This window comes from Aeromicrobium sp. 636 (genome assembly GCF_024433585.1).
Lineage (GTDB): Bacteria > Actinomycetota > Actinomycetes > Propionibacteriales > Nocardioidaceae > Aeromicrobium > Aeromicrobium senzhongii.
Genome location: NZ_WNJU01000001.1, coordinates 332,114 through 346,026, shown reverse-complemented (window position 1 = coordinate 346,026; position 13,913 = coordinate 332,114). Strand labels below are relative to the sequence as shown.

The window sequence follows — 13,913 nt, the reverse complement described above, 5'->3', positions numbered from 1 at the left end:
GATGAGGTTCCTCCTGAGGATCGATGCCGTGCCCACAGTAACGGCCGATTCCAAGGAAGAACTGAGAGGTCACATCGAGTCGATGAGGCGCTGCACGCGGTCGTCCTGGGACCGGAACGGGTCCTTGCACAGCACCGTGCGTTGGGCCTGGTCGTTGAGCTTCAGGTGCACCCAGTCGACCGTGAAGTCGCGGCGTCGTTCCTGCGCCCGCGCGATGAAGTCACCCCGCAAGCGGGCCCGCGTCGTCTGCGGCGGGACCGACTTGGCGGCGAACACGTCCAGGTCGTTCGTGACCCGTGCGACCGCGCCCTTGCTCTCGAGGAGGTAGAACAGGCCCCGGTCGCGGCGGATGTCGTGGTAGGCCAGATCGAGCTGGGCGATCCGCGGATCGGACCACGACAGCCCGCGTTGCGTCCGGTAGCGATCGAGCATCCGGTACTTGATGACCCAGTCGATCTCGCGCTCGACCAGGCTCAGGTCCTCGCTCTCGACCGCCTTGAGCGTGCGCTCCCACAGGTCCATCGTCCGGTCGATCGTCGGTGTGCGGAGCCCGTTGCGGTCGATGTACTCAGCCGCCTTTGCGAAGTACTCGGCCTGGATCTCCAGCGCGGACAGCTCGCGCCCGTTGGCCAACTGGACCTTCCGGCGGCCGGTCATGTCGTGCGAGATCTCGCGGATGGCCCGGATCGGGTTCTCCAGGGTCAGGTCGCGCATCGCGACGCCCGCCTCGATCATCTTGAGCACGAGATCGGTCGTGGCGACCTTCAGCATCGTGGTCGTCTCACTCATGTTCGAGTCGCCGACGATGACGTGCAGACGGCGGAAGCGCTCGGCGTCGGCATGCGGCTCGTCGCGCGTGTTGATGATGGGCCGCGACCGAGTCGTGGCGCTGGAGACCCCCTCCCAGATGTGCTCGGCGCGCTGGCTGACGCTGAACACCGTGCCGCGGGGCGTCTGCTGCACCTTCCCGGCGCCGACGATGATCTGGCGGGACACCAGGAACGGGATCAGGACATCGGCGAGCTTGCTGAACTCGCCGCTGCGGCCCACGAGGTAGTTCTCGTGGCAGCCGTAGGAGTTGCCGGCGGAGTCGGTGTTGTTCTTGAACAGGTAGATGTCGCCCTCGACGCCGTCCTCGGCGAGCCGGTCCTGGGCATCGAGCATGAGCCCTTCGAGGATCCGCTCCCCCGCCCGGTCGTGCGTGACCAGGTCGACGATGTCGTCGCACTCGGGCGTCGCGTACTCGGGGTGGCTGCCCACGTCCAAGTACAGCCGCGCACCGTTGCGCAGGAAGACGTTGCTGCTGCGTCCCCACGACACGACGCGCCGGAACAGGTAGCGCGCCACCTCGTCCGGCGACAGACGGCGCTGCCCACGGAACGAGCAGGTCACGCCGTACTCGTTCTCGATTCCGAAGATCCGCCGGTCCATGTCGCCAGCCTAGACCCGTGAGCGCCAGGCGCACGTGACGCAGGTCACGGGCGGGACGCCCGCGCCCGCGCGGTCAGCCGAGCAGCTCGGCGACCCGTGCCTCAGTCAGTCGCTTGAACTTCCGCGGCTGGCTGCGGGTGCGGTCCAGGACCGCCACCTCGAGGTCGCCCGGAGCGATCGTGCGGGCCGGCTCGGTGTCGTTGCCCAACGCGGTCAGGGCGAGCCGCAGCGCATCCGCCAGCGGCAGCTCCGGCGTGTAGTGGGTGCTCAGGTACTCCTCGACCTTGTCGCTCTGGCCGCCCATGACGCCGTAGCTCGGGATGTCCGCGACGGAGCCGTCGTACGTGAGGCGGTAGATCTGGTCGGTCTCGGGCGTCGTCCCGACCTCGGCGACGAAGATCTCGACCTCGTAGGGCTTCTCGCCGCCGCTGGAGAAGATCGTGCCGAGGGTCTGGGCGTAGGCGTTGGCCAGGCCGCGTCCGGTGACGTCGCTGCGGTCGTAGGAGTATCCGCGCATGTCGGCCAGGCGCACGCCCGCGATGCGCAGGTTCTCGAACTCGTTGTACCGACCGACCGCGGCGAAGCCGATGCGGTCGTAGATCTCGCTGATCTTGTGCAGCGCACGCGAGGGGTTCTCGGCGACGAAGACGATGCCGTCGGCGTAGCGGACGACCGCGACGGAGCGGCCCCGGGCGATGCCCTTGCGGGCGAAGTCCGCCCGGTCCTTCATCAGCTGCTCGGGCGAGACGTAGAAGGGGGTGGTCATGGGGGCGCTCCTAGGTCAGCGGGGCGGACGGGCCGTCGGGCGACTGCATGCGGCCGCCGATCACGGCGTCGGCGACGGCGGCGGTCCTGGACTCGTCCCAGGCCCGGTACCCGTCGCGCGTGATGACCGAGATCAGGGGGAAGATCCGACGCGTCAGGTCGGGGCCGCCCGTGGCGGTGTCGTCGTCGGCAGCGTCGTAGAGCGCCTGGATGACGGCCGTGACGGCGTCGGACTCGCTCATGCCGGCGCGGTACAGCTTCTTCAGCGAGCCGCGGGCGAACGTGGAGCCGGAGCCGACCGAGTGGAAGGTCCGCTCCTCGTTCTTGTTGCCCGTGACGTCGAAGGCGAAGATGCGGCCGCACTGCTGCTCGAGGTCGTAGGCCGCGAAGAGCGGCACGACCGCCAGGCCCTGCATGGCCATGCCGAGGTTGCCGCGGATGAGCGTCGCGAGACGGTTGGCCTTGCCATCGGTCGAGAGCGTGATGCCCTCGATCTTCTCGTAGTGCTCGAGTTCGACCTGGAACAAGCGGGTCATCTCGACGGCGATGCCCGCGGTGCCGGCGATGCCGACACAGCTGAACTCGTCGGTCGGGAAGACCTTCTGGATGTCGCGCTGGGCGATGACGTTGCCCATCGTGGCGCGGCGATCGCCGCCCATGACGACTCCGCCGTCGAACGTCGCGGCGACGATGGTCGTCCCGTGCGTCACGTCGAGACCGGTCACGGACCCTCCGGAGGCGTTCGGCAACAGATCGGGTGCCTGGGTGGCGAGGAACTCGGTGAACGAGGAGGATCCGACGGCGCGGAAGCCTCCATCGAGCATCACTGGCCGCCCTTCTGGACGAAGCTGCGGACGAACTCCTCCGCGTTCTCCTCGAGGACGTCGTCGATCTCGTCGAGGATGGAGTCGACGTCGTCGTCGAGCTTCTCCTTGCGCTCGGTGTCGACCTCGGGCGCCTCGACCTGCTCGTCGTCGACGTCGCTCTTGCGCGTGCTCCGGTGCTGTTGCTCGGCCATGATCACACCCTAGCGACCCGTGATGGCCCGGAAGAGGTCTGTGGCCGAATGGATTTGGCCGAACAAACCGTCCACGTGCTCGGCCGTGCCCTTGAGCGGCTCCATGGTCGGGACCCGCTGCAGCGAGTCGTATCCCGGCAGGTCGAAGATGACCGAGTCCCAGGAGGCGGCGGCGATGTCGCCGGCGAACCGCTGCAGGCACCGGCCCCGGAAATAGGCCCGCGTGTCGTGGGGCGGCTCGGTGACGGCCTCGGCGATCGTCTCGTCGTCGAGGAGTCGGTCCATGCGTCCCCCGGCCACGAGCCGGTGGTAGAGCCCTCGCTCGGGCCGCACGTCGTGGTACTGCACGTCGATGAGGTGGAGCTTGGCGTTGTCCCAGTCCAGCCCGTCACGCTCGCGGTACTGCTCCAGCAGCGCCAATTTGGCCACCCAGTCGAGCTCGCGGACGAGGTTCATCGGATCGTCGGCCAGCCGGGTCAGCGCCGACTCCCAACGCTCGAGGACGTCGTCGGTCTGCTCGTCGCTGCCCTCGGACTCGACGAACTTCTTCGCGTGCTCGAGGTAGTCCCCCTGCAGTTCCAGCGCGGTGATCGTGCGGCCGTCAGCCAGCTTGACCGCGGTCCGCAGCGTCGGATCGCAGGAGATCCGGTGCAGCGCACGGACGGGGTCGGCCAGCTCGAGCGGCGCCGGCAGCGCATCGGCCTCGATCATCGCCAGGACCAGTGAGGTCGTGCCGTGCTTGAGGTAGATCGACGTCTCGGACAGGTTCGCATCGCCGATGATGACGTGGAGGCGGCGGTACTTCTTGGGATCGGCGTGCGGCTCGTCGCGCGTGTTGATGATCGGGCGCTTGAGCGTGGTCTCGAGGCCGACCTCGACCTCGAAGTAGTCCGACCGCTGGCTGATCTGGAACGCGTGGACGCTGCCGTCCTGGCGCTGGCCCACCCGGCCGGCGCCGGTGATGATGTTGCGGCTGACGAAGAACGGGGTCAGCTGCTGCACGATCGACAGGAACGGCACGTCCCGGCGCATCAGGTAGTTCTCGTGGGAGCCGTAGGCCGCGCCCTTGTTGTCGATGTTGTTCTTGTAGAGCATGATCGGCGCGACGCCCGGAACCCGGGCAGCCAACCGGGCGCCCCGGGCCATGACCAGCTCGCCGGCCTTCTCCCACCGGACGACGTCGAGCGGGTTCGTGACCTCGGGGCTCGAGTACTCCGGGTGGGCGTGATCGACGTACAGCCGGGCCCCGTTGGTCAAGATGATGTTGGCCAGGCCCATGTCCTCGTCGGTCAGCTGCGACGGGTCGGCGACATCGCGGCCGAGGTCGAATCCGCGCGCGTCGCGCAGCGGGCTCTCCTCTTCGTAGTCCCACCGTGCCCGGCGGGTCAGCCCGTTGGCGGCCGCGTAGGCGTTGACCACGTGGGTCGCAGCGACCATCGGGTTCGCCTGGGGCTGGCCCTGGACGGCGATCCCGTACTCGACCTCGGACCCCTGCACACGTCGGACGCTCACATCTTCACCCTACGTCGTGTGACCTGCGGCACCGTCCGACGCGACGCGACGCCGAGGCCCGGACTCAGAGGAACTTCCCGAGATGGACGGAGTCGTCGTAGCCGGCGTAGTAGCCGAAGGGATCGACGTCCACGTAGCCCGCCGACCGGTACAGCGCGATCGCCTCGGGCTGCTCGGTGCCGGTCTCGAGGACCAACCGCGAGACACCCTGGCGGGCGGCGCTGCGCTCGAGCTCGTCGAGGACCTGGCGCGACAGGCCCTGACCACGGTGCGAGTCCAGCACGAACATCCGCTTGATCTCGCCGTCGGTCTCGCCGTGGGGTCCACCGCGCCGCCAGCCGCCCATCGCCACCGGCACCTCGTCGACGTAGCCGATGAAGAAGATCCCGTTGGGGTGATCGAACTCCGACGGGTCCATGGGCGAGGCGTCGCCCACCTCGCTGGAGTAGCGCCGGACGTACTCGGCCTGGACCAGCTCGGTGAGCTTCACCGCATCCGGGTGGTCGTAGCGGACCACACGCAATTCGAGTGTCAGAGGTACTGTCCCGTGTTCGCGACGGTGTCGATCGAACGACCCGGCTCGTTGCCACCCTTGCCCGTGATGAGGGTGCGGATGAAGACGATCCGCTCGCCCTTCTTGCCCGAGATCCGTGCCCAGTCGTCCGGATTGGTCGTGTTGGGCAGGTCCTCGTTCTCCTTGAACTCATCGACGCACGCCTGGAGCATGTGCTGGACCCGCAGCCCCTTGCTGCCGTGGTCGAGCAGGTCCTTGATCGCCATCTTCTTCGCGCGGTCGACGATGTTCTGGATCATCGCGCCGGAGTTGAAGTCCTTGAAGTACAAGATCTCCTTGTCACCGCCGGCGTAGGTGACCTCGAGGAACTGGTTCTCCTCGCTCTCGGTGTACATCCGCTCGACGGTGCGCTGGATCATGGCGTGGACGCAGGCCTGGCGGTCGCCGCCCCACTCGCGCAGATCGTCCTCGTGCAGCGGCAGCGTCGTGGTCAGGTACTTGCTGAAGATGTCGCGGGCGGCCTCGGCGTCGGGGCGCTCGATCTTGATCTTCACGTCGAGGCGCCCGGGTCGCAGGATGGCCGGATCGATCATGTCCTCGCGGTTCGAGGCACCGATGACCAGCACGTTCTCGAGACCCTCGACGCCGTCGATCTCGCTGAGCAGCTGCGGGACGATCGTGTTCTCGACGTCGGAGGAGACGCCGGACCCGCGGGTGCGGAACAGGGAGTCCATCTCGTCGAAGAACACGATGACCGGGGTGCCCTCGTTGGCCTTCTCCCGAGCCCGCTGGAACACCAGGCGGATGTGCCGCTCGGTCTCGCCGACGTACTTGTTGAGCAGCTCGGGGCCCTTGATGTTGAGGAAGTAGGAGCGTCCCTCCTCCCCCGTCCGCTCGCTGACCTTCTTGGCCAGGCTCGCGGCGACGGCCTTGGCGATCATCGTCTTGCCGCAGCCGGGAGGCCCGTAGAGCAAGATGCCCTTCGGCGGCTTCAGCTCGTGCTCGATGAAGATCTCGGGGTACAGGTACGGCAGCTCGACGGCGTCCTTGATGATCTCGACCTGGTTGCCCAGGCCGCCGATGCTCGTGTAGTCGATGTCCGGCACCTCTTCGAGGACCAGCTCCTCGACCTCGGACTTGGGGATGCGCTCGTAGACGTAGCCCGCGCGGCTGTCCAGCAGCAGCGAGTCGCCGGCGCGGAGCCGCTCGTCCGCGAGGGTGTCGGCGAGACGCACGACCTTCTCCTCGTCGGCGTTGCCCAGGACGAGCGCACGGTCACCGTCGGCCATCAGCTCCTTGAGCATGACGACCTCGCCGATCTGCTCGAACTCGAGCGCCGCGACGACGTTCATGGCCTCGTTGAGGATGACCTCCTGGCCCTTGCGCAGCGAGTCCTTGTCGACCGCGGGGCTGACATTGACGCGCAGCTTGCGGCCGCCGGTCATCACGTCGACGGAGTCGTCGTCGTTGCGCTTGAGGAACGTGCCGAACCCGGTGGGCGGCTGGGCGAGCCGGTCCACCTCCTCCTTGAGAGCGACGATCTGGTCGCGCGCCTCTCGCAGCGTGGAGGTGAGCCGCTCGTTCTGCGCGGCCGTGTTGGCGAGCCGGGACTCGACGTCCGCAAGGCGGGCCTCGATGAACCGATCGGTGTGCTCATTGCCGTTCATGTGCACCTCCTGGAGGGTGATGTCCACGACCCTACCCGCCGGGGACGCCCGTAACACCCCATCGTGAGATGGCCGCGCTGCGATCGTGTCGCCCGCCGGACGCGCACCCTCTTCCGGGGCGCGGTGCGTCTAGCATGTCGCCATGAGTCGAGGGAGCCTGCTGACCGTGACGTGTGCCCTGACCCTGGGCCTGGCGCTGGCCGGGTGCGGGAGCGAGGCCGACGAGGGTCCGGGCAAGCCCGCGAGCCCCAGCGCCTCGGCCACCGCCGACGCGGACGAGGTCGCCGTGATCGACGCGTACACCGCGTTCCTGACCGAGAAGCGTGCCATCGAGAACTCCGGCAAGGTCCCCGCGGACGCCTACGTCGCGACGCTCTCCCAGGACCGCATCGAGAAGGAGCGCGCGCTCGCGCGCGGGTACGCCGAGTCGGGACTCGTGCGCGTGGGCCGGTCCGAGGTCAAGGACGCCGAGGTCGTGGACCTGAGCGGCGACAGCGCGACGCTGCTCGTGTGCGAGAACGAGGACGGCTGGGGCTTCAAGCCGAAGGGCAAGGACGTCCAGTACCCGAAGGCCGGCTGGGGCCCGCGCGGCATGAAGGTCGTGCGCGAGGGCGATCGCTGGGTCGTGGCCGAGGCGATCGACCAGCAGCGCCTCCCCGCGAAGGACTGCACGGAGTGAGGACGGCGGCACGGCGATTCGGGACGGCCCTCGCGCTCGCGCTGGTGGGCTCGTTCCTCATGATCGCGCCGGCGTCGGCCGAGCGTGAGTGCCTCAGGGAGGGCATGGTCCAGCAGCCCGACGGTTCCATGGTCTACGGCTGCGTCGAGTGGTCGGCCGGCTCCCCCGGCGACTCCGGCGGCGGCTCGGGAGGTGGGGGCGACACCGCTCCCGCCTGCACCTTCCGCGGGTCGATCTACAACGAGTTCTGCATCGGCGACCGTGCGTGCTTCATGAACGACCCGGCGGCCTACCAGGACGTCGAGGCGATCCGCGAACGCGGCGGCACCATCTCGGACAAGCCCGACGACGCCGACCACATCATCCACGTGGGCTGCATCGGACCGGACGACACCGAGTACGAGAACTGGTACTGGGACTCCGAGTTCGAGACGGTCTCGGTGCGCGACCGCCTCGTCGCCGCCTATGGCCGCATCGTCCTGCCGGACGTGACGCCGGTGTTCAACCCGCCGAACCGCACGCTGGTCAACCTCGAGACGTGGTTCTGGGCCCAGGGGGCGTCCGCCACGCCCGTCGTCGGGTCCGAGGCCCTTGGGCTCGTGGCGATCGCCGAACCCCGGGCCATGGTCGTCACCGCCGCGGGCCAGTCGGTGACCTGCCCGGTGGTGACCAGCCGCTCGGACGCGTGCTCGATGACGTTCAGCCGCGCCGGAACCCACACCGCCTCGATGCGGATCACCTACGACATCCGCTTCGAGCTGGACGGCTCGCCCTTCACGGTGCCGCCCGGGAACGAGCAGTTCCTGACGATGGAGTCCACCGACTCGGTCACCGTGCCCGTGATCGAGGTCCAGTCGCTCGTGACCGAGTTGGGCTGAGCCTCAGACGTCCGCGGGGCGCGGGCCCACGTAGTCCGGTCCGTAGGCGCCCGGCGCGGGGCGACGCGTCTTGGGCATCGGCCGCTGACCGGGGGCCAGGCGACGTGCGGTGACGAGGAACGCGGTGTGCCCGTTCATCTTGTGGTTGGGGCGAACGGCCAGTCCCTCGAGGTGCCAGTCGCGCACGAGGGTCTCGAACGCGTGCGGCTCGGTGAAGCCGGCCGACTCGCGCAGCGTCTCGACGAAGCGCGACAGCTGGGTGGTCGTGGCGACGTACCCACAGACGATGCCCCCGGGCACGAGCCGGTTCAGGGCCAGCGGGATGCAGGTCCAGGGATCGACCATGTCGAGGATGATGCGATCGACCTCGGGCCCGTCTGCGGCGTCACGCAGGTCGCCGACGGTGAGGGACCAGGTGTCGGGCGCCCCACCGAGGGCCAGTTCGACGTTCTTGCGGGCCGTCTCGGCGAAGTCCTCGCGCAGCTCGTGGGACTCCAGGTGACCCTCGGGGCCGATCGCTCGCAGCAGGTAGGTGGTCAGGCTGCCGGAGCCGGCGCCGGCCTCGATGACGCGGGCGCCGGGGAAGATGTCGGCCTGCACCAGGATCTGGGCGGCGTCCTTCGGGTAGATGATCGCGGCGCCGCGGGGCATCGAGACGACGTACTCGAACAAAAGGGGCCGGAACACCTGGTACGGGAACTCCAGCGAGGTCTCGACGACGATCCCCTCGGGGCGTCCGATGATGTCGTCGTGGCGGATCTGCCCCTTCTTGGTGCTGAACTCCTTGCCCGCGACGAGTTGGATGTTGTGCTTACGGCCCTTGGGGTCGGACAGGCGGATCCACTCGCCCTCGACGAACGGGCCCGTGCGTTGAAGATTCATCCAGCCTCACGATAGGCGCGGTCCACCGTGGACGCGAAGAGGGTGCCCACCACGAACCCGCCGTCGTCGACGAGCGCATAGGCATCCGAGGGATTCTCGGCCATCGCCAGCAGCAGATCACGGCCCGAGAGCTCGACAGAGATCGGGACGGCACCGGCCGGCGGCGCATCCTCGCGCATGAGCGAGGAGGCGGACAAGGAGCCGATCCGGGCCAATGCCACCCCCTGCTGCAGCGCGTACGACGCGCCCTGCCACAGGAAGAGGGCGACGGCGAGCAGCAACAGGGCTCGACCGATCGCGAACGCGTCCTCGCCGAACATCATCGAGATCGCGATCCCCACGAGTCCGAGGGCGGCCAGGCGGCCGATCCATCCGGCGACGCGCACGCCCTTGGACTCGCTCCCCGTGACGGCCCAGATGAGGGCGCGCAGCACGCGTCCGCCGTCCAGGGGCAGGCCCGGGAGCATGTTGAAGATCGCGATGAGCACGTTGATGAAGCCCACCGACCACAGCACCGAGCGCGTCGCGCCCTCCGTGGCCTGGGCACCCCAGAGCGCCGCGATGCCCACGACGAACGAGGCGATCGGACCGACGACCGATGTCGCCAGCTCCTGCCAGGGGTTCCGCGAGTCGCCCTCGATGTGGGTCTCACCGCCGAGCAGGTGCAGCTCGACCATCGGCACCCGCATGCCGAACCACCGGGCGACACCGAGGTGCGCGAGCTCGTGGAGGAACACCGACACGTAGAGGCTGAGGACGAACACGATGGAGGTCAGGTACGGGTTCGGCCCGGCCCCCAGGGAGTCGAACTGCGGCGCGAAGACGATCACCAGGATGACGCCCATCAGCAGCAACGAGGGACGCACGCGGATGTCCGCGCCCGCGATGCGCGCGATGCGCCAGCCACCACTCATGCGTACAACCTACTGGCGGGTGACGAGGAGATCACTGGTCATTCGTGACCGAGCCCGGCCAGTCGCCCCAGGTGGTCTGCCGTCAGTCCGGCCAGGGTCGGGACGACCGCCCGGAACGGTGCCTCGGGGACGGCGACGGCGTGCGGCACCGCGATCACGAAGCAGCCCGCGGCGTTGGCCGACGCGGCACCGGTGCGCGAGTCCTCGATGGCGATGCAGTCCTCCGCCCGCACCCCCAGCAGCTCGGCGGCCTTCAGGTACGGCTCGGGGTGCGGCTTGCCCTGCGTCACCGAGTCGCCCGTCACCACCGCCTCGAACCCGAGCGCGTCGACGACCGGTTCGGCGATGTAGCCGTACGACATCGTGACGAGGGCCTGCGGCACGCCCGCGGCGCGGTACTCCTCGATCAGCTCCCGGGCACCGGGACGCCATTCCTGCTGCTCCCGCAGGGCGGTGGCCACGCGACCGCCCAGGAAGTCGACGATGTCCTCCGGCGTCATGTCACCGCCGATCCGCTCCTTGATGTAGCGCGCCGCCACCAGCAGGTCGCTGCCGACCAGGTGCAGCGAGTCCTCCTCGGTCCAGACCGCGCCGTGGTCCTCGGCGAGCTGGTGCTCCCCCGCGATCCACATCGGCTCGGTGTCGACGAGGGTGCCGTCCATGTCCCATAGAACGGCGGCGGGACGTGTCGAAGGCGCATTCATGCTGTGACCTGCAGTTCTCTCGAGTCGTGGCGCGCACACGGTGGGCCCGTGGCGTCTCCACCCTAGGTCGGGCCCCGATGACGCCCGAACCACGGTCGCGCCGGCTCAGCGCTGCGCGACCGCCCGGATGACGAGCTTGCGCACCTCGTCGTACCAGAGCACGACGGAAGCCAGTGCCGTGCAGACGCCCCAGTGGACCAGGTCCAGGGAACCGGTCCCGAACGCGACCTGGAGGAAGGGCACTTCCACGACGGCGAACTGGAGCACGATCCCGAGCCCGATCGCGCCCCACAGCCAGCCGTTCCTGAACAGGCCGTGGAAGGCGCTCGTCGTCTCCGACCGGGCGTTGAGCGCGTTGAACAGCTGGGCGAGGACCAAGGTGGTGAACCCGGCCGTCCGGGCGACCTCGAGCGAGTCGTCCCCCTCGACCAGTCCTCCGGGCAGGAACACGTCGATGGCGAACAACGTCACCAGCGCCATCACCAGACCGATGGTGACGATGCCCCGCCACATGCGGGTGTCGATCGCGCGGTCCTCCGGCCGGCGTGGCCGGCGCGCCATCACGTCGTCGATCTCGGGATCGACCCCCATCGCGAGTGCCGGGCCCGAATCGGTGATGAGGTTGATCCAGAGGATCTGGGTCGCCAGCAGCGGCAGCACGATCGTCTCGTTGCTGGCCTCGTTCAACCCGATGACGCCCGCGAACACGACGCCCAGGAAGACCGTGAGGACCTCGCCCATGTTCGACGAGAGCAGATAGCGCAGGAACTTCTTGATGTCGTCGAAGATCACCCGTCCCTGACGGACCGCCATGACGATCGTGGCGAAGTTGTCGTCGCCCAGGATCATCCGGGCGGCCTCCTTCGTGACCTCGGTGCCGGTCACACCCATGGCCACGCCGATGTCGGCGGACTTGAGGGCGGGCGCGTCGTTGACGCCGTCGCCGGTCATCGCCACGATCTGCCCTTCCGACTGGAGGGTGTCGACGAGCAGGAGCTTGTGCTTCGGGGACACGCGGGCGTAGACGGACACCTCGTGGACGATCTCGCGCAGCGTCCGGTCGTCCACGGTGTCGAGTTCGGTCCCCGTGACGGCGCGGCCGCCCGGCTCGATGATGCCCAGATCCGCCGCGATGCGGGTCGCGGTGGTCGGGTGGTCGCCGGTGATCATGATGACGCGGATCCCGGCCCGGTGGGCCTCCGCGATCGCGGTGGCGGCCTCGGCGCGCGGCGGATCGATGATGCCGACCACGCCGAGGTAGACGAGCTCGTGCTCGATCGACGCGTCGACGTCATCACTCCCGGGCGGCACGTCGTCGGCGACCCGGTAGGCGACGCCGAGCGTCCGGAACGCCTCCGCCGACAACGCCTCGACCTGGGCGAGACGCTCAACCCTGGCCGCGTCGGTGAGCGGCGCCGTGGCGTCCCCGACCTGGTACTGCGCGCAGTGCGCGAGGAGAACGTCGGGCGCGCCCTTGCTGAACACCAGAGGCGTCCCGTCGTCGCGCTCGCGGTGCAGCGTGGACATCATCTTGCGGTCTGACGTGAACGGGATCTCGGCCACGCGCTCGAACCGCGAGAACTGCTCGGCCGTGCCCGGGAACTTGCGCGCCGCCACGAGGAACGCCGCCTCGGTCGGATCTCCCTGGATGGTCCATTCACCGTCGCGCTCGGTCAGCTGGGCGTTGTTCGCGAGCGATCCGGCACCCAGGAGGAGCTGGGCCTCCAGGCGCTGCGGCCCGGCCAGGTCCTCTCCCCCGGCCGTCAGCGTCCCGTCGGGGCGGTACCCGACACCCGTGACGTCGGCGCTGCCCGAAGCCGTGACCACCCGCTCGATCGTCATCTCGTTGCGCGTCAGGGTGCCGGTCTTGTCGGTACAGATCACCGATGCGGATCCGAGTGCCTCGACGGAGTTGAGCTGCTTCACCACCGCGTTGCGTCGTGCCAACCGCTGCACGCCGATCGCCAGAACGACGGAGAGGATCGCCGGCATCCCCTCGGGCACCGCGGCGACCGCCAGCGAGACGCCCAGCAGCAGGACGACGACGAAGTCCGCCGGCTTGGTGACCCCGTCGACCACGACGATCGTGATCATCACGGCCAGGGCGATGATGACCACCGCGGTGCCGAGCATCCTGCTGATGTGGGCGACCTCGGTCTGCAGCGGCGTGGGCTCCTCCTCCGTCGCGTCGAGCATCTCGGCGATCGCGCCGACCTCCGTCGACATGCCCACGGCGGTCACGGCGGCGCGACCGACCCCCTGCACGACGGCGGTGCCCTTGTGAACCATGTCGTGGCGCTCCGCCAGGGGCGCCGGCTCGGCCAACGTCGCCGCATTCTTGGTGACGGCCTCGCTCTCACCGGTCAGCGACGCCTCTTGGATCCGCAGCGCACTCGCGCTCAGCAGCCGGGCGTCGGCGCCGACGGCGTCGCCCTCGTTGAGGACCAGCACGTCGCCGACCACGAGATCGGCTGACGGGACGGTCTTGAGCTCACCGCCGCGCAGCACCGTCGACGTGGCGGCGGTCATGGAGCCGAGCGCAGCCACCGCGTCCTCCGCCCGGGCCTCCTGGGTGTAGCCGAGCACCGCGTTGAGGATCACGACGATCGCGATCACGACAGCATCGACCGGCACGCCTTCGGCGCCCTCGATCGCCCACGAGACCAGCGAGATGACGACCGCCGCCAGCAGCAGGTAGATCAGTGGATCCTGGAACTGCGCCAGGATCTTGCGCCACGTCGGAACCGCAGGCTTGCCCCGGAGCTCATTGGGGCCGTTCTCCTCGAGCCTGCGCGCGGCCTCAGCGTCGGCGAGTCCGGTCGACGGGTCGACCTGCAACCGCTCCGCCACCGTCGCCGCGTCGACGCATGACGCGTCCTGGATGCCGTGATCGATCATGTCTCGACCCCATGACCGATCCTCCCCCAGGACCACCTCGGCCGCGACGGC

The 13,913-nt window shown here is 68.9% G+C and carries 13 protein-coding genes; 2 read left to right on the top strand and 11 right to left on the bottom strand.

The genetic code is table 11. The annotated features are described in order from the left end of the window. Window positions 1-69: 69 nt before the first annotated feature. The 7 genes from pafA to arc all read right to left on the bottom strand — a co-directional run bounded on the left by pafA (window position 70) and on the right by arc (window position 6,907). Window positions 70-1,431 carry a Pup--protein ligase gene (gene pafA, locus GL325_RS01655; RefSeq protein WP_154594945.1) on the bottom strand — a complete coding sequence of 454 codons (1,362 nt, stop codon included), beginning with the start codon at window positions 1,429-1,431 and terminating at the stop codon, window positions 70-72. Between the two features lie 73 nt (window positions 1,432-1,504). After that, a complete protein-coding gene (gene prcA / locus GL325_RS01650) occupies window positions 1,505-2,197 on the bottom strand; it encodes a proteasome subunit alpha (protein WP_154594944.1) in 693 nt (230 codons plus the stop codon). A gap of 10 nt (window positions 2,198-2,207) precedes the next feature. Further along, on the bottom strand, window positions 2,208-3,020 hold the full coding sequence (prcB, locus tag GL325_RS01645; RefSeq protein WP_187768994.1) for a proteasome subunit beta: 813 nt from the start codon (window positions 3,018-3,020) through the stop codon (window positions 2,208-2,210). Then, window positions 3,020-3,214, bottom strand: a complete 195-nt coding sequence (locus GL325_RS01640) for a ubiquitin-like protein Pup (RefSeq protein WP_154594943.1) — start codon at window positions 3,212-3,214, stop codon at window positions 3,020-3,022. Before GL325_RS01640 ends, prcB begins: the two co-directional genes overlap by 1 nt. 9 nt (window positions 3,215-3,223) lie before the next feature. Further along, on the bottom strand, window positions 3,224-4,726 hold the full coding sequence (dop, locus tag GL325_RS01635) for a depupylase/deamidase Dop (protein WP_187768390.1): 1,503 nt from the start codon (window positions 4,724-4,726) through the stop codon (window positions 3,224-3,226). A gap of 64 nt (window positions 4,727-4,790) precedes the next feature. Beyond that, window positions 4,791-5,243 (bottom strand): GNAT family N-acetyltransferase, encoded by a 453-nt coding sequence (locus GL325_RS01630; protein ID WP_255955362.1) that lies wholly within the window; start codon window positions 5,241-5,243, stop codon window positions 4,791-4,793. Window positions 5,244-5,257: 14 nt separating this feature from the next. Further along, entirely contained in the window at window positions 5,258-6,907 is a 1,650-nt protein-coding gene (gene arc, locus GL325_RS01625; protein WP_154596161.1) for a proteasome ATPase, read from the bottom strand. 142 nt (window positions 6,908-7,049) lie between these two features. Here arc and GL325_RS01620 point away from each other — a divergent pair, with 142 nt between their 5' ends. Together GL325_RS01620 and GL325_RS01615 are read left to right on the top strand one after the other, a co-directional pair. Then, on the top strand, window positions 7,050-7,586 hold the full coding sequence (locus tag GL325_RS01620) for a hypothetical protein (protein WP_154594941.1): 537 nt from the start codon (window positions 7,050-7,052) through the stop codon (window positions 7,584-7,586). Next, window positions 7,583-8,464, top strand: a complete 882-nt coding sequence (locus tag GL325_RS01615; protein ID WP_187768389.1) for a hypothetical protein — start codon at window positions 7,583-7,585, stop codon at window positions 8,462-8,464. Before GL325_RS01620 ends, GL325_RS01615 begins: the two co-directional genes overlap by 4 nt. A 3-nt stretch (window positions 8,465-8,467) precedes the next feature. Here the strand turns inward: GL325_RS01615 and GL325_RS01610 are convergent, their stop codons facing one another. The 4 genes from GL325_RS01610 to GL325_RS01595 all read right to left on the bottom strand — a co-directional run bounded on the left by GL325_RS01610 (window position 8,468) and on the right by GL325_RS01595 (window position 13,862). Then, window positions 8,468-9,346, bottom strand: coding sequence for a tRNA (adenine-N1)-methyltransferase (locus GL325_RS01610; RefSeq protein WP_154594939.1), 879 nt, complete (start codon window positions 9,344-9,346; stop codon window positions 8,468-8,470). Beyond that, window positions 9,343-10,260, bottom strand: a complete 918-nt coding sequence (locus tag GL325_RS01605) for a M50 family metallopeptidase (protein ID WP_187768388.1) — start codon at window positions 10,258-10,260, stop codon at window positions 9,343-9,345. The genes GL325_RS01610 and GL325_RS01605 overlap by 4 nt, the downstream gene beginning before the upstream one ends. Window positions 10,261-10,298: 38 nt before the next feature. Then, window positions 10,299-10,964, bottom strand: coding sequence for an HAD family phosphatase (locus GL325_RS01600; RefSeq protein ID WP_187768387.1), 666 nt, complete (start codon window positions 10,962-10,964; stop codon window positions 10,299-10,301). A 105-nt stretch (window positions 10,965-11,069) separates the two neighbouring features. Beyond that, window positions 11,070-13,862 (bottom strand): cation-translocating P-type ATPase, encoded by a 2,793-nt coding sequence (locus GL325_RS01595; RefSeq protein WP_187768386.1) that lies wholly within the window; start codon window positions 13,860-13,862, stop codon window positions 11,070-11,072. Window positions 13,863-13,913 lie beyond the last annotated feature (51 nt).

Bases quoted from the DNA above. Each gene is read 5' to 3' on its own strand.
- prcA (WP_154594944.1), bottom strand. From the start codon at position 2,197: ATGACCACCCCCTTCTACGTCTCGCCCGAGCAGCTGATGAAGGACCGG.
- GL325_RS01595 (WP_187768386.1), bottom strand. From the start codon at position 13,862: ATGATCGATCACGGCATCCAGGACGCGTCATGCGTCGACGCGGCGACG.
- GL325_RS01640 (WP_154594943.1), bottom strand. From the start codon at position 3,214: ATGGCCGAGCAACAGCACCGGAGCACGCGCAAGAGCGACGTCGACGAC.
- GL325_RS01610 (WP_154594939.1), bottom strand. From the start codon at position 9,346: ATGAATCTTCAACGCACGGGCCCGTTCGTCGAGGGCGAGTGGATCCGC.
- arc (WP_154596161.1), bottom strand. From the start codon at position 6,907: ATGAACGGCAATGAGCACACCGATCGGTTCATCGAGGCCCGCCTTGCG.
- pafA (WP_154594945.1), bottom strand. From the start codon at position 1,431: ATGGACCGGCGGATCTTCGGAATCGAGAACGAGTACGGCGTGACCTGC.
- GL325_RS01620 (WP_154594941.1), top strand. From the start codon at position 7,050: ATGAGTCGAGGGAGCCTGCTGACCGTGACGTGTGCCCTGACCCTGGGC.
- prcB (WP_187768994.1), bottom strand. From the start codon at position 3,020: ATGCTCGATGGAGGCTTCCGCGCCGTCGGATCCTCCTCGTTCACCGAG.
- GL325_RS01605 (WP_187768388.1), bottom strand. From the start codon at position 10,260: ATGAGTGGTGGCTGGCGCATCGCGCGCATCGCGGGCGCGGACATCCGC.
- GL325_RS01600 (WP_187768387.1), bottom strand. From the start codon at position 10,964: ATGAATGCGCCTTCGACACGTCCCGCCGCCGTTCTATGGGACATGGAC.